General features: G+C 69.1%; 17 protein-coding genes. 11 read left to right on the plus strand and 6 right to left on the minus strand.

Annotated elements, in window-relative coordinates:
- Nucleotides 1-69: 69 nt before the first annotated feature.
- The 3 genes from ACFWN2_RS39055 (at nucleotide 70) to ACFWN2_RS39065 (ending at nucleotide 2,962) form a co-directional block, all read left to right on the plus strand.
- A complete protein-coding gene (locus ACFWN2_RS39055; protein ID WP_382435601.1) occupies nucleotides 70-1,155 on the plus strand; it encodes a CaiB/BaiF CoA transferase family protein in 1,086 nt (361 codons plus the stop codon).
- A gap of 1 nt (nucleotide 1,156) precedes the next feature.
- Nucleotides 1,157-2,317 carry an acyl-CoA dehydrogenase family protein gene (locus ACFWN2_RS39060; protein WP_382435602.1) on the plus strand — a complete coding sequence of 387 codons (1,161 nt, stop codon included), beginning with the start codon at nucleotides 1,157-1,159 and terminating at the stop codon, nucleotides 2,315-2,317.
- A gap of 102 nt (nucleotides 2,318-2,419) precedes the next feature.
- The gene (locus ACFWN2_RS39065; protein WP_382435603.1) at nucleotides 2,420-2,962 is read left to right on the plus strand and encodes a TetR/AcrR family transcriptional regulator; all 543 of its coding nucleotides are present in this window, start codon (nucleotides 2,420-2,422) and stop codon (nucleotides 2,960-2,962) included.
- On the opposite strand, the gene ACFWN2_RS39070 is transcribed toward ACFWN2_RS39065, so the two are convergent.
- From ACFWN2_RS39070 to ACFWN2_RS39085, 4 genes are read right to left on the minus strand one after another with little or no spacing between them, the layout of a single operon-like run.
- The gene (locus ACFWN2_RS39070) at nucleotides 2,959-3,654 is read right to left on the minus strand and encodes a peptidylprolyl isomerase (protein ID WP_382435604.1); all 696 of its coding nucleotides are present in this window, start codon (nucleotides 3,652-3,654) and stop codon (nucleotides 2,959-2,961) included. The two genes, ACFWN2_RS39065 and ACFWN2_RS39070, sit on opposite strands and share 4 nt — an antisense overlap.
- A 51-nt stretch (nucleotides 3,655-3,705) precedes the next feature.
- Nucleotides 3,706-4,038, minus strand: coding sequence for a hypothetical protein (locus tag ACFWN2_RS39075; RefSeq protein WP_382435605.1), 333 nt, complete (start codon nucleotides 4,036-4,038; stop codon nucleotides 3,706-3,708).
- A 60-nt stretch (nucleotides 4,039-4,098) separates the two neighbouring features.
- On the minus strand, nucleotides 4,099-4,725 hold the full coding sequence (locus ACFWN2_RS39080) for a response regulator (protein WP_382435606.1): 627 nt from the start codon (nucleotides 4,723-4,725) through the stop codon (nucleotides 4,099-4,101).
- Nucleotides 4,722-5,795 (minus strand): sensor histidine kinase, encoded by a 1,074-nt coding sequence (locus ACFWN2_RS39085; RefSeq protein ID WP_382435607.1) that lies wholly within the window; start codon nucleotides 5,793-5,795, stop codon nucleotides 4,722-4,724. The genes ACFWN2_RS39080 and ACFWN2_RS39085 overlap by 4 nt, the downstream gene beginning before the upstream one ends.
- A 108-nt stretch (nucleotides 5,796-5,903) precedes the next feature.
- Between ACFWN2_RS39085 and ACFWN2_RS39090 the strand changes: the two genes are divergently transcribed.
- The 5 genes from ACFWN2_RS39090 (at nucleotide 5,904) to ACFWN2_RS39110 (ending at nucleotide 11,513) form a co-directional block, all read left to right on the plus strand.
- Nucleotides 5,904-6,587 carry an ABC transporter ATP-binding protein gene (locus ACFWN2_RS39090; protein ID WP_382435608.1) on the plus strand — a complete coding sequence of 228 codons (684 nt, stop codon included), beginning with the start codon at nucleotides 5,904-5,906 and terminating at the stop codon, nucleotides 6,585-6,587.
- A complete protein-coding gene (locus tag ACFWN2_RS39095; protein WP_382435609.1) occupies nucleotides 6,584-8,359 on the plus strand; it encodes an FtsX-like permease family protein in 1,776 nt (591 codons plus the stop codon). The genes ACFWN2_RS39090 and ACFWN2_RS39095 overlap by 4 nt, the downstream gene beginning before the upstream one ends.
- Before the next feature lie 54 nt (nucleotides 8,360-8,413).
- Nucleotides 8,414-8,605 (plus strand): antitoxin, encoded by a 192-nt coding sequence (locus ACFWN2_RS39100; RefSeq protein WP_382435610.1) that lies wholly within the window; start codon nucleotides 8,414-8,416, stop codon nucleotides 8,603-8,605.
- Nucleotides 8,606-8,753: 148 nt separating this feature from the next.
- Nucleotides 8,754-10,769 carry an NACHT domain-containing protein gene (locus ACFWN2_RS39105; RefSeq protein ID WP_382435611.1) on the plus strand — a complete coding sequence of 672 codons (2,016 nt, stop codon included), beginning with the start codon at nucleotides 8,754-8,756 and terminating at the stop codon, nucleotides 10,767-10,769.
- A gap of 51 nt (nucleotides 10,770-10,820) precedes the next feature.
- On the plus strand, nucleotides 10,821-11,513 hold the full coding sequence (locus ACFWN2_RS39110; RefSeq protein WP_382435612.1) for a hypothetical protein: 693 nt from the start codon (nucleotides 10,821-10,823) through the stop codon (nucleotides 11,511-11,513).
- A gap of 68 nt (nucleotides 11,514-11,581) precedes the next feature.
- Here the strand turns inward: ACFWN2_RS39110 and recQ are convergent, their stop codons facing one another.
- Both recQ and ACFWN2_RS39120 read right to left on the minus strand, forming a co-directional pair.
- Nucleotides 11,582-13,567: a DNA helicase RecQ gene (gene recQ / locus ACFWN2_RS39115; protein ID WP_382435613.1), complete on the minus strand. Its 1,986-nt coding sequence runs from the start codon at nucleotides 13,565-13,567 to the stop codon at nucleotides 11,582-11,584.
- 39 nt (nucleotides 13,568-13,606) lie between these two features.
- Nucleotides 13,607-15,457: a Xaa-Pro dipeptidyl-peptidase gene (locus ACFWN2_RS39120; RefSeq protein ID WP_382435614.1), complete on the minus strand. Its 1,851-nt coding sequence runs from the start codon at nucleotides 15,455-15,457 to the stop codon at nucleotides 13,607-13,609.
- A gap of 101 nt (nucleotides 15,458-15,558) precedes the next feature.
- Here ACFWN2_RS39120 and ACFWN2_RS39125 point away from each other — a divergent pair, with 101 nt between their 5' ends.
- The 3 genes from ACFWN2_RS39125 to ACFWN2_RS39135 all read left to right on the plus strand — a co-directional run bounded on the left by ACFWN2_RS39125 (nucleotide 15,559) and on the right by ACFWN2_RS39135 (nucleotide 20,322).
- Nucleotides 15,559-16,497, plus strand: a complete 939-nt coding sequence (locus tag ACFWN2_RS39125; protein WP_382435615.1) for a maleylacetate reductase — start codon at nucleotides 15,559-15,561, stop codon at nucleotides 16,495-16,497.
- 91 nt (nucleotides 16,498-16,588) lie between these two features.
- The gene (locus ACFWN2_RS39130; protein WP_382435616.1) at nucleotides 16,589-17,875 is read left to right on the plus strand and encodes an alpha/beta hydrolase; all 1,287 of its coding nucleotides are present in this window, start codon (nucleotides 16,589-16,591) and stop codon (nucleotides 17,873-17,875) included.
- Complete coding sequence (locus ACFWN2_RS39135) at nucleotides 17,872-20,322, plus strand: phosphatidylglycerol lysyltransferase domain-containing protein (protein ID WP_382435617.1); 2,451 nt, start codon at nucleotides 17,872-17,874, stop codon at nucleotides 20,320-20,322. Before ACFWN2_RS39130 ends, ACFWN2_RS39135 begins: the two co-directional genes overlap by 4 nt.
- Nucleotides 20,323-20,585: the final 263 nt, after the last annotated feature.

A 20,585-nucleotide genomic window follows, 5' to 3' on the forward strand; every position in this document is an offset into this window, starting at 1 on the left:
ACTGAGTGATGCGCGAAATCGCGAGTCGGCAACGGCATGCGCGAGGACGAAGCAGCGGAGGCGGTACGCATGAGTTCGCTCGAAGGGGTGGTGATCGCGGACTTCAGCAGGGTGCTCGCGGCGCCGTACGCGACGATGGTGCTGGGCGACCTCGGCGCCGAGGTCGTCAAGGTCGAGCAGCCCGGCAGAGGCGACGAGACCCGCACGTGGGGTCCGCCGCACTACGAGGACGAGGCGACGTACTTCCTGTCGGTGAACAGGAACAAGTCGTCGGTGCAGATCGACCTGTCCACGGAGGCGGGCCGGGAGCAGGCGCGTGAGCTGATCGCGCGGGCTGACGTCGTGGTCGAGAACTTCAAGCCCGGCACGATGAAGAAGTTCGGGCTCGACTACGAGTCGCTGGGGCGGGACGACCTCGTCTACTGCTCGATCTCCGGGTTCGGTTCAGGCAAGGGCGCGGACCTGCCCGGCTACGACCTGCTCGTGCAGGCCGTGGGCGGGTTGATGAGCGTGACCGGTCCCGGTCCGTACGAGCCGGTGAAGACCGGTGTGGCGCTGGTCGACGTGCTGACCGGGTTGCACGCGTGCGTCGGCATCCTGGCGGCGTTGCGGCATCGGGAAGCGACGGGGCTGGGGCAGCTCGTCGAGCTGGACCTGCTGACGGTGCTGCTGTCGAGCATGGTGAACCAGAGCGCGGGCTTCACACTGGCCGGCTCGGTGCCCAAACCGATGGGCAACCGGCATCCGTCGATCGCGCCGTACGAGGTGTTCCCGACGACCGACCAGCCGATCGTGCTCGCGGTGGGCAACGACCGGCAGTTCCGCCGGTTGTGCTCGGTGCTGGACGTGCCGGAGCTCGCTACCGACGAGCGGTTCGTCACGAACTCCGCTCGGGTGGAGCACGTGGACGAGCTGTTCGAGTTGCTCGCGGCGCGGTTGCGGGCGCGTCCGGCGCAGCACTGGTTCGAGACGCTGACGCCGCTAGGCGTGCCGTGCGGTCCCGTCAACGACGTCGCGAGGGCGTTCGCGCTCGCCGAGTCGCTGGACCTCAACCCCACCGCGATGATCGGTGACATGACGCTGGTCGCGAACCCCATCCGCCTGTCGCGCACGCCGGTGACGTACCGGCTGCGCCCGCCGAAGCTGGAGCCGTGACGTGCAGGACCCGTTGGAGCTGCTGGACATCCCGTCGTTGCTGAGCGACGAGGAGCGCGACATCCAGGCCACGGTCGCGGCCTACCTGACCGACCACGTGCGGCCGCACGTCGCGTCGTGGTTCGAGGAGGGGATCCTGCCGCGCGAACTGGCGCGGGAGCTCGGCAAGCTCGGGGTGCTGGGCATGCACCTCGAAGGCTACGGGTGCGCAGGGACGTCGGCGCTGGCGTACGGGCTGGCGTGCCTGGAGCTGGAGGCCGTGGACAGCGGCATCCGCAGCTTCGTGTCGGTGCAGGGGTCGCTGTCGATGTTCTCGATCTGGAAGTACGGGTCGGAGGAGCAGAAGCAGGAGTGGCTGCCGCGACTGGCCGCCGGTGAGGCGATCGGGTGCTTCGGGCTGACCGAGCCGGACTTCGGGTCGAACCCGTCCGGCATGCGCACGAAGGCCGTGCGCGACGGTGCGGACTGGGTGCTCAACGGAACCAAGATGTGGATCACGAACGGCGGCCTCGCGGACGTGGCGACGGTGTGGGCGCGGACCGAGGAGGGAATTCGAGGATTCCTCGTTCCTCGCGGCACGTCGGGATTCTCGACGCGCGACGTCAAGCAGAAGCTGTCAATGCGAGCATCCGTCACTTCCGAGTTGGTCCTGGAGGACGTGCGGCTGCCGGAAAGCGCTCGGCTGCCGCTCGCGACTTCCTTGCGCGCACCGCTCACGTGTTTGAGCGAGGCTCGGTTCGGGATCGTGTTCGGCGCCGTCGGGGCCGCGAGGGATTCGTTGCAGGCGGCACTGCGCTACTCCGGAACGCGCATCCAGTTCGACAAGCCGATCGCCGCGTTCCAGCTGACCCAGCGCAAGCTCGCGAGCATGACGGTGCAGGTCAGCAACTCCATGTTGCTGGCGTTGCACCTCGCGAGGCTCAAGGAGGCCGGCACGCTCAAGCCCGAGCAGATCAGCGTCGGCAAGTACAACAACGTCGAGTCGGCCATCGCGATCGCGCGGGAAAGCCGGACCATCCTCGGCGCGAACGGCATCTCACTGGAGTACTCGCCCCTGCGTCACGCCAACAACCTGGAATCCGTGCTTACTTATGAGGGCACTTCCGACATCCACCTGCTATCCATCGGCCACGCGTTGACCGGAATCCCATCATTTCGATGATCGTTCGTCCTATCCTGCACCTCGCACTGGGTTCGCGGGTGGGAGGACGTTCTGCCGGAGGAGACAAACAGCCGCAGTGACGCGCGTCGCAACCGCAAGCGATTGCTGGATGCCGCGACGTCCGTGCTGCGGGCTGAACCAGCAACGGCGACGATGCAGTCGATCGCGCACAAGGCGGCGCTTTCACAGGCGACGGCGTATCGGCATTTCCCGTCCGTGGAAGCGCTCGTGGTGGCCTATCACGAAGAGGTCATCGTGTCGTTGGTCGAACACGGCGAACGGTCCCGCAAGACGGGCAAGGCCCTGTTCGAGCACCAGGCCACGTGCTGGGTGAAGCTGCAGAGGGTGCACGGACCGGTGATCGTGCGGTCCGGCTCGCAGCGCGGGCTCCTGGAGCGCCTGCACGGTGCCGAGACGATGGCGACGCTGTCCGGCAGCGCGTGGGACCCGGCGTTGAAGGGTGTGCTGGCCGACCTGGAACTGCCGGACACGCTGCTGGACATCGCACGGTTCCTGCACGACGCGTTGTTCGACCCGAGGGAGATCCTCGACCTGACGAAAACCGCCGGACTACCCGACGAGCAGGTGGTCCGGCGGCTCTCCGACGCGTTCTACGGCGCGCTCACGGGCTGGGCCGGGCGTTAGATCCCGAGCGGGAGCACCCACTTGAGCTCGGACTTGACGTTCGGGCGGCCGTCCAGCGGGTTCTCCCCCGCGATGCCGCCGGCCGCGATCTTGTCGAGGGTCTTCAGGCCCTCGGGCAGGATCTGGCCGAACACGGTGTAGTTCGGGCGCAGGATCGAGTCCGACTGCACCAGGAAGAACTGGGAGCCGTTCGTGTCCGGGCCGGCGTTCGCCATGGCGAGCGTGCCGCGCGGGTAGATCCGGCGCTCGCCCGTCGGGTCGTTGGGGGCGGGCTGCAGGTCGGTCGGAAGCTCGTCCTTGTACCTGTAACCGGGGCCGCCCTCACCCGTGTTGGACGGGTCGCCGCACTGCAGCACCTTCAGCGTCGGGTACGCGGTGAGCCGGTGGCACTCGGTCTGGTTGTAGAACCCGCGGAGCGCCAGGTGGATGAAGCTGTGCGCGGTGCACGCGGCCTTCGAGCGGTCGAGGACCAGCGGGACGTCACCCTGGTTCGTCTTGACCTTGACCAGGACCTTGCCCTTGGTGAACCACGGGTCGCGCGGGATCGACACGGGACGCGCGGCCGGTTCCTCCGGGGTCGCGGTGTAGCCGCAGTCCGGCCGGGCCGTCTGAACGTCCGCCGACGCGGTGCCCGTCGTGATGAAACCAACGGCCAGCGCCGCCACTGCCAGTCCAGCTGCGATTCGCCTCATGCGCGTTTCCTAGTGGAGCCGGTGGTGGCCCGGCAAGCTTTAACGGATCACTCAGTTGTCCGTGTCGTCGGTGATCTCGTACTCGCACGTCGCCTGCGCGCCGGAGTTCGTGATCTCCTTTTCCTTCTCCACGCGCAGTTTGCAGGTGGCCTGGCCGGTCTGCGGCCGCACCGTCAGCGTGATCCTGCCCAGCGCGTTGGCGAGCATGCCCCTGTCCTTCACCGGCAGGTCCACGGTTTCGGACTGCGACGCGCCACCGGGGACGCTGAGCGTCACCTCGGCGGTGCCGGTGCCCTCGATGTCGTAGAACGCCTCGTAGGTGTAGCTCTTCGGTCCGCACGCCGTGAGCGCCAGCACGGGGATCAGCAGCAGGAGTTTCTTCATGGCTCGAATTCTGGTGATGGGCGTCGGACGTGGCTTCTGTCCGCAGACCGGTTGTGGCTCCTACTTTCGGCCGACCAGCCGGGTTTCCCACGCCCACGCGGCGATCTCGACGCGGTTGCGGGCGTCCAGTTTGGCCTGAACGCTCGCCAGGTGCGTCTTCACCGTGCCGATCGAGATGAACAGCTCCTGCGCGATCTCGGCGTTCGTGCGGCCGATGGCCGCGAGTTTCACGACGTCGAGCTCACGGGCTGAGAGCGTGTGCGGCTGTTGTGGCTCTGGGGAGTTCATGTGCTGCAACAGCCTGACGGTGATCGACGGACTGATGAGCGCGTCCCCCGTGACGGCCGCACGGACCGCTTCGACGAGCAGGTTCGGTCCGGCGTCCTTCAACAAGAACCCGCACGCGCCGTTCTTCAGCGCTGTGTGTACGTACTCGTCGTGGTCGAACGTCGTGCACACCACCACGTGCACGTCGTTCGAGATCTGTTTCAGGGCTTCGAGTCCGTCCATGCGCGGCATGCGGATGTCCATCAGCGCGACGTCCGGCTTGGTGCGGCGTGCCTCGGCGACGGCCTCGACACCGTCACGCGCCTCCGCCACGACCTCGATGTCGGACTCGGCACCTAGAATCATGCCGAACCCGGTGCGCACCATCGCCTGGTCGTCCGCGACGAGAACCCTGATCACGCGGTCGCCCTTCCTGTCGGGACTGCGGCGTCGACGACCCAGCCGCCGTTGATGCCCGGCCCGGCTTTGATCCTGCCACCGAGCGCCTGCACGCGTTCGGTGAGTCCGACGAGCCCGAAACCGTTGCCCTGCCTCGCGGGCCTGCCGTCGTCGGAGATCCTGACCGTCACCCAGTCCGGTGAAGTCTGGATCTGGACGTCCACTGTGGTCGCTTCGCGGGCGTGTTTTCTGATGTTGGTCAACGACTCCATGACGACGCGATGCACCGAACTGGCCACTTCGAGCGGCAGTGTCTCGGTGTCGCCGTGGATTTCGAGGGTGGCCCTCGGTTCGGCGGCGACCAACGGCTCGATGTCGACGATGCCCGCGACCGGTGCCACGGGGGCGTCGTCGCGCAGCATGCCGATCATGCGGCGCATGGCGGTCATCGCCTCGCCGCCGGCCTCCTCGATGCGGTCGAGGGCCTGTTTGGCCTGCGCGGGGTTGCGTTCGACGATCCGGCTCGCGCCCTGGGCGAGCACGACCATGCCGGTGATGTGGTGGCCCACGAAGTCGTGCAGGTCGCGCGCGAACTCGGCCTTCTGCTCGGCTTTGACGGCCGCGACCTGCTTCTCCCGCGCGTTGCCCAGCAGGCGGACGTATCCCACCAGCGCGAGCACTCCGGTGGCCACGACGAGCAGTCCCATCGCCAGGGCCAGGTCGGAGCTGCGCAACGGGTAGCTCAGCGGCTGGGTGGCCAGCGCGAGGACGATCCAGGCGAGCAACGGCGCGTCCCGCCACGACCTGGCCCGGTCGGCCGTGACCGCCAGCACGCCGGTGAGCGCCAGGGCCTCGGCCAGCCCGAACTCCTTGTCGAGCGGGTTGACCAGGGTGAACGTGAGGCAGGCGGTAGCGGCGACCGCGGCCACCAGTCGGTGGGGACGCAGCCACCCGAGCGTGGGCAGCACGACGCAGCCGAACGCGGCCCAGCCCGTCCACGGGTAGAGACCCGGGGACTTGAACAGACCGTAGTAGAAGTCCACGAACGCCGCGACGAGCAGTGCGGCGACCGCGCCGAACCTCCAGAGCATGGCCACGACCTTATGCACTCGCGGGCGGTTCGCAGATCGGCCGAAAGACAGAGGCCGACCGTGCTCGGGACTGAGGTTTTCGCCCTCGCCGCGGACTTTGCTGGCCAGGTGAACAACTTCGCTTCCGCCGCGGTCGACCTCGTGAAGGTGTACGGCTCCGGCGACACGGCGGTTCTAGCGCTCGACGGCGTGACCGTCGGGTTCCGGCCGGCCGCCTTCAGCGTGATCATGGGACCGTCCGGCTCCGGCAAGTCGACGCTCATGCACTGCCTCGCGGGCCTCGACACCGCCACCTCCGGCGCGGCCCTGCTCGGCGGGAAGGACCTGACCAGGCTGTCGGACACCGCGCTGACCAAGGTGCGGCGGGACCGGATCGGGTTCGTGTTCCAGGCGTTCAACCTGCTGCCCACGCTCACGGCGGAGCAGAACGTCCTGCTGCCGCTCAGCCTCGCCGGCCGCACCGCCGACAAGGCGTGGTTCTCGCAGCTCGTGGAGGTGCTGGGCCTGTCGTCACGGCTGTCGCACCGGCCGTCGGAGATGTCCGGCGGGCAGCAGCAGCGCGTGGCATTGGCGCGTGCGCTGGTCACGCGCCCGGAGGTGGTCTTCGCGGACGAACCGACCGGCAACCTCGACTCGCGCTCGTCTGCGGACGTGCTCAACCTTCTGCGTCAGGCCGTGCGTGATTTCGGCCAGACGATCGTGATGGTCACGCACGACGACAGGGCCGCCTCTTACGCCGACGCCGTGGTGCACATGGCCGACGGACAGGTCGTTCAGGCGGTCGCCGCGTGAGGAGGTTCCTGCCCGTTCTGTCGATCACGATCGCGGCGTTCTTCGCCTACTCGACCGTGCTCGCCAAGGACGTCACCGAACGCACGCTGACCATCAGGGCGGCGCGGCTGGTCGAGGTGTTCGCGCTGCTCGGCGCGTTCGTGACGGTCGCCATGATCGTGGCCGCGCTGGTCTCCACCTCGACGTTCCGCATCGTGTTCGCACAACGGATGCGGGAGCTCGCGCTGTTGCGGGCAGTCGGGGCTACGCGCGTACGGCTGGCACGCGGGCTGATAGTCGAAGGTGCGCTGACGGGGTTGCTGGCCTCGGTCGCCGGGGTCGCGCTGGCGGCAGGTCTCGGGCAACTCGTGCCGCTGGCCGGTCTGGAGGCGCCGGGGCTTCCGCTCATGCCCGCGTTGGTCGTGGTCTTCGGGTCGTTCGTGCTGACGACGCTCGCCGTGCTGGCTCCGGCTTGGTCGGCGGCCAAGGTCTCGCCACTGGAGGCGCTGCGCACCTCGGCCGTGCAGGACGCCCAGAGCCGGATCGGCGGGCCGCGCTGGGTGCTCGGAGGCCTCATGGTGATCGGCACTGGTCTGCTGCTGGTGAACGTCGCCGTGGAGGGCCTTGCCACCAAACAACGGCCGAGCGGGATGACCGAAGACCTGCTGCTGCGCACGACCATCAGCGGTGCGCTGGCGTTCGGTGCGTTGATCACTCTCGGGCCGGCTTTGATCTCTCCCGTTCTGCGGCTGATCAGCCTTCCGTTGCGGCGCAGCACCATCGGCACGCTGGCGGTGAGCGGCGTCGGTGGCGCGCCACGCAGAGCCGCCTCCGTCACCGCGGTGGTGGCGCTGGGCGTCAGCCTCATCATCGCGACGCTGACCGGCGCGAACACGTTGCAAGGTCTGGGCAGGGCCGAGATGGCGAGCGCGTATCCGGCGGACCTGGAGATCACCGGGACCGTCGACGTCGCCGCGCTGAACGCGGCAGGGCTCACGGACGTGCTCCCCTACCGGCGCACCGAGATCACCGTCGCCGGGCAGCTCACCATGCGCGCCACCGACCTCGACCTGACGAGGCTCCGCGACCTGCCCGACTTCCGCGTCGACTCCGGGGCTCTCGGCGACATGGGGCCGCACAAGATCATCCTGTCGACCTCCACCGCGAGCAGGCTCGGCCTGACGGCGGGGTCCCAGACCGACGTCAACGGCGTGCGGATGACGGTGGCAGCGACCTTGTTCGGCGGGGTACCACTCGGCAGCGCGCTGCTGCACTCGTCCGATGTGGAGGGTGAGTCGGTCGGCGCGCTCGCGAACGGTGCCAGGGAACGGGTGCCTCCGGGGTTCGAGGTCGAATCGCTCGCGGACCGCCGGCTCGCGCAGGAGAACTGGTTCACCTCTTTGGTGGCGATCGCGCTCGGACTGCTGTTCCTCACCTTGGTGATCGCGGTGGTGGGAGTAGGGTCGACCACGGCGTTGTCGGTGCTCGAACGGACTCGTGAGTCCGGGCTGTTGCGCGCGATCGGGTTGACCCGCAAGGAACTCAGGCGCCTCGTCACGACCGAGGCCGGGCTGTACGGGATCGTGGGCGCGGTCGTCGGGCTCGCCGTCGGCATTCCGTACGCGTGGCTCGCGATCATCTCGCTCGGCATCGAATGGCCCCTGCAGGTGCCCGTCGTCCCGGTCGGTGTCGTGGTGCTCGTCCTGGCCGCACTCACGGCAGGTGCGGGGCTGTTGCCTGCCCGCCGGGCTGCGCGGGTGAGCCCCGTGGCGGCACTTCACTCGATCCAGTGACGTGTACCGGATCCGAGACGGGGTACCCGAACTGCATAGGGAGGTAATGCAGTCATGGGATTCGACGAGTTGAAGAACAAGGCCAAGGACCTCATCGGCCAGCACGGCGACAAGGTCGACGACGGTGTCGAGCGCGCGGGCCAGTTCGCCGACGACAAGACCGGCGGCAAGCACAGCGAGCACATCGACAAGGGCGAGGACAAGCTCAAGGAAGGCCTCCGGAACTTCGGTGGCCAGCAGCAGTGACGGGGACCTACCCAGAGTGGGTTCCTGAGGCGGCGCAGGCGGTTGTTTCGCGTGTGAGTTAAGCCTGATCGGATTCACTACCGCGATCCCGGCGACACGGTTACCGTCGTTCGCCGGGATCGCGGAGGTGAAGGTGGATCCGAGCGGGGTGACGAGAGCGGCACGGCTGACGGCGTTGGCCGCGTTGTGCCTGGTCACCGTCGTTCTGCTGCTTCCGGCGGCCATCAGCGTGAGCACCGGCGGAGCGCTGCCGGGGTTCTTCGGCGAGTTCGGCCGGTGGCTGTGGCCCGCGGTCGGCCTGATGGTGCTCGTCGCGATCGGTCTCGCTCTCTGGGAACGCCTCCGCGGACACGAGACCAGCAACCGCACCGCCGCCCTCGCCCGCGTCGAAACGCGGGTGAAAGCGCTGCTCGCCGCCTCGCTGGCGGCCCAGACGCAGATCAAGCTCGGCGTCCTGCGGCAGCCCAAGCTCTCCGTGCGCGTGGCGGGCGAAGAGGTCTCGTCGGCCGACCTGGCGGACGTCTACGACCGCCTCGGGCGCAGCATGGTCCTGGTCGGCCCGGTCGGCAGCGGCCGGTCGACGTTGCTGCGCGAACTGTGCCTGGCCCTGGTCGAACGAGCGCGCAACGACCCCGACGCACCGATTCCCGTCGTCGTGGACTTGGCGACGTGGCGCGCGTACGGGTCGCGCAAGCCGACGGAGTTCACCGCGTGGCTGCTGCGCGAGATGAACCGCCGCTACGGCATCAGCCGCTCGGCCGGCACCATCTGGCTGCGCCGCGAGCGCGTGGCCGTGCTCATCGACGGCCTGGATGAAGTGCCCCGCATCGACCGCGCGCACTGCGAGACCGAACTCGCGCCGTTCGCCTCGGCCGTCTGCTCGACGGGACCGATCGAGAACCTGCCCTCGGTGTGCGTGGAACCGTTGTCGCGGGGCCAGGTCCTGGAGTACATCGCCTCGGTCAGCCCACGGCTCGACAGCCTGGAGGCGGCCCTCACCCCGGAGATCTGGGAGCGCCTCGACTCGCCGCTGGCGCTGAACCTGCTGGCGCTGACGCACCTGGACAAGCAGGTCGACACGATCGGCAACGACTTCGTGGGTTCCTTCGTCGTGGAAAGGCTTTCCGGGCAACGCGGTGCAGGCCCCACCATTCGCGCGTTGAAGTTCCTCGCACGGTTGGGACGACCGGACCTCGGTGCGCCCGTGCACATGCCTCACCGCCGTGCATGGCTTCCGCTGCTGCCGACGCGTCCGTTGTGGTTGCTGTTCGTGCGCGCGGTGCCTGCCGCATATGCCGGTGGTGTGTGTGCCGTGGCGTTCATGACGGGACTGCGTCTCGGTTTGTGGCCTGCTTTGGCGTTCGTGGCGGCTTCTTCTTCGTTGCTCGTACTGGTGAACAAACTGCCGCACGTCTTCCATCCACCTGGACGCGCGCACGGCATCATCACCGCGGCACTCGGCTTCCTCGCCGGAGTGTTCGGTGGATTGCTCGTCGGGCTCGTCGGTTTGTGGCTGGGCGGAATCGGTGCGCCGTGGCCGTACCTCGTGGCGTACGTGTTCGTGGTGGTGGCGTCGTTCTTCTTGGCGTTGGGGTTCATACCGGGTGATGCGCCCGTGCCGTGGGCGGTGCTGATCGCCGCCTCGCCGGCGGTCGCGATGATCTGGACCGGCCCCTACGCCGTGCTGGCGGGCATGGGCGTCGGTTTTTCCGCAGGCGTGGCAGGCGGGATCTTCGCCGCGGCCGTGGGGCGTGTGTGGCGCACGGTGCGTCCGGGGCAACAACAACGCATGCGCCTGGGCCGCCCGTGGTGGGTGCAGCCCGCCGTCCCGGTACTCGGCACGGTCGGTCTGCTCGGCGGGATCGGCGCGCTCGGATCCTGGGGAACCGCACTGGGAGTGGCACTCGGGTTGTTGGTGACCCCGACCGCTGCACGCGACTACGTCTGGCCGTTCGACGCCCTCGCCGAAGTCGCTGCGGAGGGTGTCACACGTCCCCTGTCGATGGGCGAGTTGTCGTTCCGCCGCAAGGCTTTGCTCCACCTCGCGCAGGACCGGCTGCTGCTCACCCGCGTCGACGGCGAGTACCGCTTCGCGCATGTCGCCCTACGCGACCACCTCGCGTCGTGTGACCCAACTGCGCTGCTGCGCGCCACACGTCGTTGAACCTTCCCGATCTGCGGGCCGTACGGCCTGACAGAAGGGTCGGGTGTTTGGATGCGCTGGTCAAAGGGCTGGATCGCGGGTGCCGGAGTCTCCTCGGTCGTCGTGGCCATCGGGAGTGCGGCCTTCGCCCTCGCCGGATCCGGTGCTCCTTCGTCGCAGTCGGGACCCGCGGGCAAAGAGGTGTGCGGCGGGCAGCAGGTGAAGACGACGAACGCCAAGGGCCCGGCCGGAATGTTCTCGGACCGGTTCCCCGCCGGAACGCTGGCGCGGCTCACCAATCCCGCGAACGAACGGGCGATCACCATCTCGGTCATCGGGACCTCGACCGGGTGCGCCGTGCTGAACACGGCCGCGCTCGACTCGCTGCGGTCCGGCGACGCAGCAGAAGGCGGAGGGGACAGAGTTCTGCGCCGCATCCGCGTGGAGATCGTCGGAAACGCGCCCGCGCCCACCACCCGTGCTTCCGCTTCCCGCATCCGGGCGTCAGGGACCGTCGGGCAGGTCGTCTGCGACGGCGCGACCGTCGGCCTGTCGGCCGTAGGTGGGGCTCCGGGAGCGTTCTCGTCTCAGCTGCCGGTGGGAACTTCGGTGCGCGTCACCAACCTGGACAACGGCAGGCAGACGACCGTGCCGGTCGTCGGTGTCGGGACGGGCTGCGTCGTGTTGAACAGCGCGGCCTTCGAGCTCGTCGGGGAGTCCGGCAAGAACGTGATCAAGCGGGCCCAGGTCGAGAAGGTGACCTGACGACGTGCTCTCAGACCGGCACCCGGTTCACGGCGCTGAGGAACGTGAACCGGGCGGTGCCGTCCGGGCTACCAGTCCATCGGCTCGTCGGGCTCCTCCGGCTCCGGCCACTCGTCGGCGGCCGCGTCCGAGCCCCAGGCGGCACCGCCCTGGCTCGGCGTCCTGGACTTGGGCTTGGCGACCGGGGGCGCCGGTTCGGAGGCGGGCACGGGGCCGCCACCCGCCACGACCTCCAGGATCTGCTCGCCGTACTTCGTGAGCTTCGCCTGGCCGACGCCGCTCACCGCGCCCAGGGCGGTGAGCGAGCCGGGGCGTGAGGCCGCGATGGACTTCAGCGTGGCGTCGTGGAAGATCACGTAGGCCGGGACGCCCTGTTCGCGGGCCTGGCCGGCGCGCCACTCGCGCAGTGCCTCGAAGAGCGGGCCCGCGTCGGCTGGCAGGTCGACCTTCACCTTGGCCGCGCCCGAGGACGAGGACGAGGACGCCGTGCGGGTCGTCGAGCGAGCGGGCGTCGGGTCCTTGCGCATCTTGACTTCGCGCTTGCGGCCCAGCACCTCGGCGCTCGCCTCGGTGAGGACCAGCGTCGAGTACTCGCCCTCGACGGCCAGCAGGCCCTGGGCGAGGAGCTGGCGGACGACGCCGCGCCACTCGCTCTCGTTCAGGTCCTCGCCGATGCCGAACGTGCTGAGCTGGTCGTGGTCGAACTGGATGACCTTGGCGGTCTTGCGGCCCAGCAGGATGTCGATGGCCTGGCCGGCCCCGAACTTCTGGTTGCGCTCCTTGCGCAGGCGGTAGACCGTCGAGAGGACCTTCTGCGCGGCCACCGTGCCGTCCCACGCCTCGGGCGGTGTCAGGCACGTGTCGCAGTTGCCGCACGGGACACCGGACTCGTTGAAGTACTCCAGCAGCCTGGTGCGGCGGCACGACACCGTCTCGCAGAGGGCGAGCATCGCGTCGAGGTGCGCCTGGGAACGGCGGCGGAACGCCAGGTCGCCCTCCGACGACTCGATCATCTTCCGCTGCTGCACCACGTCCTGCAGGCCGTACGCGAGCCAGGCGGTGGAGGGCAGCCCGTCGCGGCCGGCACGCCCCGTCTCCTGGTAGTAGCCCTCGACGGACTTCGGCAGGTCGAGGTGGGCGACGAAGCGGACGTCCGGCTTGTCGATGCCCATGCCGAACGCGATGGTGGCGACCATGACCAGACCGTCCTCCCGCAGGAAGCGCGACTGGTTGCGCTGGCGGACCGACGAGTCGAGCCCCGCGTGGTACGGCAGCGCGGGGATGCCGTTGGCCACCAGGAACTCCGCCGTCTTCTCCACCGACGCGCGGGACAGGCAGTAGACGATGCCCGCGTCGCCCTGGTGCTCGCCGCGCAGCAGGTCCAGCAGCTGCTTCTTCGGCTCCTTCTTGCCGACGATGCGGTACTGGATGTTCGGCCGGTCGAAGCTGGAGACGAACTGCCGCCCCTCGCCCAGCTCCAGACGCGTGAGGATCTCCTGGCGCGTCGCCTCCGTGGCCGTGGCGGTCAGCGCGATGCGCGGCACCTTCGGCCAGCGCTCGTGCAGGTGCGTGAGCGAGAGGTAGTCGGGCCGGAAGTCGTGGCCCCACTGGGAGACGCAGTGCGCCTCGTCGATCGCGAACAGCGCGATCTCGCCCTGCTCCAGCAGGCGCACGGTGGCCTCGGACGTCAGCCGTTCCGGCGCCAGGTAGAGCAGGTCGAGCTCGCCGTTGACGAACTCGGCCTCGACCATCCGCCGTTCGTCCCACGACAGCGAGGAGTTCAGGAAGCCCGCGCGCACGCCCAGCGCGCGCAACGCGTCCACCTGGTCCTGCATCAGCGCGATGAGCGGGGAGATCACCACGCCCGTGCCGGACCGCACCAGGGCGGGCACCTGGTAGCAGAGGGACTTGCCGCCGCCGGTCGGCATGAGCACGAGCGCGTCGCCACCCGCGATCACGTGCTCGACGATGGCGGCCTGGTCGCCGCGGAACTCGGGGTACCCGAAGACGCGCTGCAGGACCTGCAGCGCGTCTCCGTGGTCGGTTGAACCCATGGCGCCGATGCTAGCGAGCAGCACCGACAGTCCGGACCGCTAGCCCAACTCGCCCTTCGTACCTGCGGAAACGCTGGAGGCGACGAGCGGAAGGGCCGACGCGGACGGCACCGAGCCCTTCAGCGGGATCCGCACCGACGTGTCCGCCAGGTCGACGGTCAGCCTCGGCAGCTGGCTCGGCCGCACGATCGCGCTCGTGTCCGTGCCGCCGATCACCAGACCGAGCCGGTGACCCGCGGGGACGTTCCAGTCCGTTGTGGACAGTCGGAACGTCATCCGGTACTTGGTGCCCGGCGTGATCGTGCGCGTGACCGAGCGCGACTCGTAGTTGGCGAGGTCCGCCCACCCGCGCGCGATGATCTGCGCGTCGACGTTGCCCGCCGTGGCCTCCGTGTTGCGGTAACAGGCGTCGTCGCCCGTGCGGTTCTCACCCCAGCACGACTCCGTGCTCAGGGTTCGGATGCCTTCACCGGTGCGCACGCGCGCGGGGCCGTAGTCGACGAGGTACGCCGTGAGGTGTGCCGTCGGCGTGGACGACGACACTCCGACCGTGATCGACGACGTGCCGGCGATGCGCAGGTCCGAGGTCAGCGGCGCCGTGGAGTAGACGACCCTGCCGGTGTTCGAGCCGGAGATCCAGTTAGCCGGCGTACCGCTGCCGTTGTCCGTGAAGACCGACGTGCCCGTACCTGGTGCCGTGCCGAGTCCCGAAGAAGAGGGACGCAGCACGGTGCTGACGGTCCCTGCGGGCGGCCACGTCTGGTCGTCGACCCACTGGTCCGGGGCGCGTTCGGAGGACACCTGCGGCTCGTTCTCGATGCCGTTCTGCACGTTCAGCAGCCAGCGGTCGAACCACTTGTGCAGCGTCGAGACCCACTCGGCGCGGCGGAAGTCGAACGGGTCGACGTGCGCGGTCTGCGAGAACCACAGCTTCTTCGGCACCGACGCGGGCACGGCGTCCCAGAACTGCCCGTACTGCAGCGTCTTCACGTTGAGGTCGTTGATGCCGTGGATCGCGAAGATCGACGCCTTCACCTTCGACGCGTTGCGCACGAAGTCCCGTGTCTGCCACATCGCCGTGTAGTCGCCGTTGGCAGGAGAACCGTTCGTCATCTGTGTGCGCACGGCACCGCATCGCGACCGTGCGTTGGAGTTCTCGAACTGCGATCCCAGCCCGGTCGGCGAACTGTAGCCGGGGTAGGCGACGCCGTCCGAGCGGAACCAGTCGTACCAGGAGCTGATGGCCGCGATCGGCACGATGGTCTTCAGCCCGTCGACGCCGGTCGCCGCGACGCCGTTGGCGATGGAGCCGTCCCACGATTTGCCGATCATGCCGACGGCGCCGGTCGACCAGGAGGCGGACTTCGTGGCCGAGCCGGTCAGGGTCGAGTAGCCGGTGCGACGGCCGTTCAGCCAGTCGATCACGGCCGTGCCGGAGGCGATCTCCGACTGGCCGCCGACGTCGACGCAGCCGCGCGACCGGTTCGTGCCGAGGAAGTCGACGAGCACGACCGCGTAGCCGCGCGGCACGAAGTAGTTGTCGTAGAAGAGCGGGAACTTCACCGGCACCCCGGCGGAGTCGTAGGTCTTGACCTCGCCCTCGTTGCCGCGTCCCGCGCTCTGGTAGTAGGGGCTGGCGTCCATGATCACGGGCACGCGCCCGGTCGTGGACGGTCTGATGATGTCGGCCGCCACCCGGTCGCGGGCGCCGTCGCCGTCGAGGTCGAGCCCGGAGTCCACGTAGACGGTCTCGCGCACGGCGTCGGCCATCGAGTGGATCGGCGCGGTGACGCCGCCGGACAGGGTGAACGCCGGTGTCGCCGCTGTGGCAGGGATTGGCGTCAGGGTCAGGGCCCCTGCTAACGCCACTACAACACGAACACGCTTCATGAAGATTCACGCTAAGGAGTGACGAAGTCGCCCCGTCAGAGCCGAAAGGCTTGACCCTCTGCTGTTGCGCCGGGCACTCCCCTCACGAATATTCGTCCTTCGTGAGCTTCACCTTCGAACCCGGCCGCACCCGAGTCGTCTTCGGGCGTGGCACCGCCTCGTCCGTGCGTGCCGAAGCCGAGCGCTTAGGTGCGACGCGGGTGCTGCTGATCGCCCGGCACGGAGGCGACAGGGTGGCAGCCGACCTCGGCCCGTTGCTGGTCACCCGGTTCACCGGCGCGGCGATGCACACGCCGGTCGAGGTCACGGAGCGCGTGCTCGCGTCGTTGCGCGAACACGGTGCGGACTGCGTCGTGTCGGTCGGCGGCGGATCGAGCACGGGGCTGTCGAAGGCGCTCTCGGTGCGCGCGGGCGTGCCGCAGATCATCATTCCGACGACCTACGCGGGCTCCGAGGTCACCCAGGTGCTCGGCGAGACGGCGTCGGGGCTCAAGAAGACGCGGCGGGACGCGGCGATCCAGCCGGACACGGTGATCTACGACGTAGACATGACACTGGACCTGCCCCTCGACGTCACGGTGACAAGCGCGCTCAACGCTCTCGCGCACGCCGTCGCCGCGCGGGGCAACGAGAACCCGTTGATCGACGCCATCGCCGGCAGCGCGATCGAGGGCGTTTTGCACGCTTTGAGCGGAAATCCGTCCACAGTGGATGCCCGGACCGAGTTGCTGTCCTCGGCCTGGCTCGCGGGCACGTGCCTCGCGTCCGTCCCCATGGGACTGCACCACAAGCTCGCGCACGTTTTGGGCGGTTCGTTCGGACTTCCGCACGCCGCAACACACACGGCGCTACTCCCACACACGGCACCCGCTGACCTGACCAAGCGCATCCACGACACGGCCACGCGGTTCGGTGCGGCGACCTCGTTGCGGGAACTGGGAATGGCGGAGTCCGATTTGTCCCGCGCTGCCGAGATCGCCGACCACCCGGACGCCCTGAACGTGCTGACGAACGCCTGGCGCGACGCACCGTCCGGCTGAAGGGTTGTCATTCTTCAGGCTGATGTTCACGGCTCTGAACTCAGACGAACCTCCGATGTGGATCCTGAAGACTTCCTGAAGCATTGGGGACATGCTCAGCCCGTTGGATCTGTCCCTGATAAATGGGCCGATCCCCAAGGCCGCCACGGTCGCGGCCGCAGTCGCGCTCACGTACCTGGTGATCCGGAGGAACCGGACCTGGTGGGTCCGCGTGCTGCCGATCGTCGTGCTGGCGTGCGCCCTCGTGGTGACCGCGCTGACGCTCGTGATCGACCACCTGTGGAAACCGTGGCCGGAACCGATGCCGGTCATCCTCATGGTGTGGCTGGGCGCCGCGCTCGTGGCCGTCAGTCTGGCCGTCGCGCGCCTACGGCCGTCGCGCTGGTACGCGCGCGTGGCGACCGTCATCGCCGCGGTCGTCGTCATCTCCAGCGCGCTGACGGCCACGAACGCGTATTACGGGCTCTACCCGACTTCGCGGGCCGCGCTGGAGGTGTTCAACAACCCCAGCGTCGACCTGCCGGACAGCGTCTCCGACGTGCTGGACGTGCCCGCCGGAAAGAAGCTGGCCGACGTCTGGACCGGCGGTGACCTGCCGGACAAGGGCACGCTGTCCGAGATCGAGATCCCCGGCGCGATGAAGACGCGACCGGCGTGGATCTACCTGCCGCCCGCGTACTCCGCGAAGCCCCGGCCGCGGCTGCCGGTGCTGGTCCTGCTGGCGGGTCAGCCGGGATCGCCCCGCGACTGGTTCGACGCCGGCCGGATCTCCGACAACATGGACGAGTTCGCGCGTGCCCACAACGGGCTCGCGCCGATCGTCGTCATGCCGGACTCCCTGGGGTCGCTCACCGCGAACCCCCTGTGCCTCGACTCGAAGCTGGGCCAGGCGGAGACGTACCTGACCCGCGACGTGCCCAAGTGGGTCAAAGAACGCCTCACGGTCGACGAACGCCGTGAAGCGTGGACGGTCGCGGGCCTCTCTCACGGCGGCACGTGCTCTCTGCAGCTCGCAGTGCGCGCGCCGGACGTGTACGGCAACTTCATCGACCTGTCCGGCCAGCGCGAGCCCACGCTCGGCACGCGCGCCGAGACGGTCAAAGCCGCGTTCGGCGGCGACGAGGCGGCGTTCGTCCGCGTCAACCCGCTGGACCTCCTCGCCAAGCAGAAGTTCCCGCAGCTCTCCGGCGTGATCGTGGTGGGCAGGGACGACGGTCAGTACCGCCCGGCGGGAGCCGAGGTGTTCGAGGCCTGTCGCAAGGCCGGAATGGACGTGCAGTGGAAGGAACTGCCGGGAGGACACGACTGGAACGTCTGGCGGCCGGGCCTCTACGGCTCGCTGCCGTGGCTCGCGCAACGAACAGGACTGGTCAGATGATCGCCAGACTGTTCCGCGCCGCGCCGCTGACCTGCGTGTTCCTCGTCGTCTTCTGGACGGTCGGGGCGCTGACCGGAGCGATCGCCGGTGCGAGCGACGACCTGCTCCTGCTCGTCGGGTTCGGCACCGGCAGTCCGTGGTGGACCGTCTTGACCTCGGCGTTGTGGTCGATGGACCTGCTGGGATACGTCGCGACCACCGTGCTGCTGCTCGTCGCCGGGGTCTACGCCGAGCGCTCGCTGGGCTCGCTGCGGACCGCGGCGATCTTCCTCGGCTCGCACGTGATCGGCGCGTTCCTGGGGCTCTTCCTGGTGATGGTCGGGCACGAGGTGCAGTGGGGCTGGCTCGAGTCGCTGATGGGCGAGGTCGCGGCGGGGCCGTCGGTCGGCGGGGTGGGTCTCGTGCTCGCCCTGACGTTCCGGATGCCGCCGCTCTGGAGGCGTCGCGTCCGACTGTTGATGATCTTGTCGGTGCTGGTGCTTACCCTGTACTCAGGTTGGCTGGAAGACCTCCTCCGCCTGTCCGGTGGCGTGGCCGGGCTGGTGCTGGGAGTGCTGTTCCTGAGGAACGGGCCGGTGGCGCTGGCGCGTTCGCTCCAGGAGACGCGGGTGCTGGTGGCGTTGCTGATCGCGGCGTCGGCTCTCGGGCCGGTGGTGTCGATGATGTCGCCGTACCCGAACGGGCCGCTGTGGTGGTTCGCGGACGTCGTGGCGGTCGCACAGCCGTCGCAGGAGGACGTCGACGCGATCTGCTCCTCGGACGCGGTCGAGCTGTGCCGGACGATGGTGGTCCAGCTGTCGTACGGCCGGTTCCCCGCGCTGGTGATGTCGTTGCTGCCGGCGTTGCTGCTGCTCGTGCTGGCGGAAGGGCTGCGCCGCGGCCGCCGGTTCGCGTGGCGGACGGCGCTGGTGTTCAACGTGGCGTTCGCGGCGTTCATCGGTTCGTACGTCGTGTACGTCGCGCAGTTCCCGGACGCGAGCGTGCTGGAGCTGTCGGTCTCGTTCGGTGTGCCGATGCTGGCACCGCTCGCGATCATCGTGGTGCTGCTGGTGACGCGCGGGCACTTCGACGTGCGTCTGCCTCGGCAGGCCGTCGTGAAGTTCTGGCGGTTCACGGCGATCAGCGTGGCGCTGCTGTCGGCGCTGTACGTCCTCGGCGGGTACCTGGTCCGCGACCAGTTCACGCCGGAGCCGGGGTTCGCCGCGCTGCTGGCGGACCTGCCGACGCGGTTCCTGCCGCCGGGCTACCTCGACCTGGTGCCGCTGCAGTTCTCCGCCGAGGGGTTCGTCGGCGCGGTGCTGTTCGAGTACACGGGCGTGGTGTTCTGGCTGATCGTGCTGGCGGGTCTGCTGATGGCGTCGTGGCGAACGTGGCCGTCCTCGTGCGAGGAGGAGGCGGCGCACGCCCGTGAGCTGATGCGGCGCCACGGCGGTTCGTCGTTGTCGTACATGACGACGTGGCGCGGCAACCAGTACTGGTTCACGCCGGACGGTGAGACGGCCATCGCGTACCGGGTGGTGTCGACCATCGCGCTGACGGTCGGCGATCCGATCGGCCCGGCGCGGGTGGACGCCGTGCGCGGGTTCGCGGAGTTCTGCGCGCGCAACGGCTGGACGCCGTGTCTCTACAGCGTGGGCGCGGAGACGCGGACCGCGGTGGAGAGCCTCGGGTGGTCCGCGGTGCAGGTCGCCGAGGACACGGTGATCGAGCTGGACGAGCTGAGCTTCACCGGCAAGAAGTGGCAGGACGTGCGCACGGCGCTGAACAAGGCCGCCAAGGCCGGTATCACCGCCGAGTGGTGCACGTACGCCGACGCGCCGTACGCGATCACGGACCAGATCCGGTCGATCTCGGCGGAGTGGGTGGCGGACAAGGGCCTGCCCGAAATGGGCTTCACGTTGGGAGGACTGGAAGAACTGAACGGCGAGGGCGTCCGCTGCCTGCTGGCCGTGGACGGCGATCGCACCGTGCACGGCATCACGAGCTGGCTGCCGGTGTACGAGGACGGCGAGGTCGTCGGGTGGACGCTCGACTTCATGCGCCGCCGCTCGCACGGGTTCCGCGGCTCGATGGAGTTCCTGATCGCCTCGGCGGCCGGGCTGCTCCAGGCCGAGGGCGCGCGGTTCCTCAGCCTGTCCGGCGCGCCGCTCGCCCGGCTGGACCGCGGCGAACGACCGCGGGCGCTGCAGCGCGTCCTGGACTTCACCGGGCAGGTGCTGGAGCCGGTGTACGGGTTCCGCTCGCTGTTCGCGTTCAAGGCGAAGTTCCAGCCGACCTACCAGCCGATGTTCATGGCGTACCCGGACTCGGCGGCACTGCCGCGCATCGCGAACGCGGTGAGCCGCGCGTACCTGCCGCACCTCAACGCGCGCCAGGGGCTTCGGCTGGCGAGCAAGATGATCATCCGCACGCGTGGGCGGGTGGCCGCGCACGACCGCAGCCGGTAGCGGTGTGGCCTGGGGCGAGCGGGAGGCGGCCGGGTGGTGGGTGGCACGGCGACGGGTGGTGGGCAGCGCGGGCGGTGGGCGGCCGGGTGGCAGGTAGTGGGCCGGGCGGGTGGCAGGCAGGCGAGCGGGAAGCAGACGGCCAGGTAGCAGGTGGCGGGCAAGGCAGCAGGCAGGCAAGGCGGCAGGCAGGCGAGCGGCTGGCTGGGCGGAGTGGCCGGGCGGAGTGGCCGAAAGCCCGCGGGCAGAGTGGCCGGAAGCCGAGT

Source organism: Lentzea sp. NPDC058436 (genome assembly GCF_042721515.1).
GTDB lineage: Bacteria > Actinomycetota > Actinomycetes > Mycobacteriales > Pseudonocardiaceae > Lentzea.

What these genes read in the sequence shown, in the direction of transcription:
- ACFWN2_RS39070 (WP_382435604.1), bottom strand. Translation starts at nt 3,654, where the DNA reads ATGAGGCGAATCGCAGCTGGACTGGCAGTGGCGGCGCTGGCCGTTGGT.
- ACFWN2_RS39130 (WP_382435616.1), top strand. Translation starts at nt 16,589, where the DNA reads ATGCTCAGCCCGTTGGATCTGTCCCTGATAAATGGGCCGATCCCCAAG.
- ACFWN2_RS39120 (WP_382435614.1), bottom strand. Translation starts at nt 15,457, where the DNA reads ATGAAGCGTGTTCGTGTTGTAGTGGCGTTAGCAGGGGCCCTGACCCTG.
- ACFWN2_RS39110 (WP_382435612.1), top strand. Translation starts at nt 10,821, where the DNA reads ATGCGCTGGTCAAAGGGCTGGATCGCGGGTGCCGGAGTCTCCTCGGTC.
- ACFWN2_RS39085 (WP_382435607.1), bottom strand. Translation starts at nt 5,795, where the DNA reads ATGCTCTGGAGGTTCGGCGCGGTCGCCGCACTGCTCGTCGCGGCGTTC.
- ACFWN2_RS39055 (WP_382435601.1), top strand. Translation starts at nt 70, where the DNA reads ATGAGTTCGCTCGAAGGGGTGGTGATCGCGGACTTCAGCAGGGTGCTC.
- recQ (WP_382435613.1), bottom strand. Translation starts at nt 13,567, where the DNA reads ATGGGTTCAACCGACCACGGAGACGCGCTGCAGGTCCTGCAGCGCGTC.
- ACFWN2_RS39100 (WP_382435610.1), top strand. Translation starts at nt 8,414, where the DNA reads ATGGGATTCGACGAGTTGAAGAACAAGGCCAAGGACCTCATCGGCCAG.
- ACFWN2_RS39135 (WP_382435617.1), top strand. Translation starts at nt 17,872, where the DNA reads ATGATCGCCAGACTGTTCCGCGCCGCGCCGCTGACCTGCGTGTTCCTC.
- ACFWN2_RS39075 (WP_382435605.1), bottom strand. Translation starts at nt 4,038, where the DNA reads ATGAAGAAACTCCTGCTGCTGATCCCCGTGCTGGCGCTCACGGCGTGC.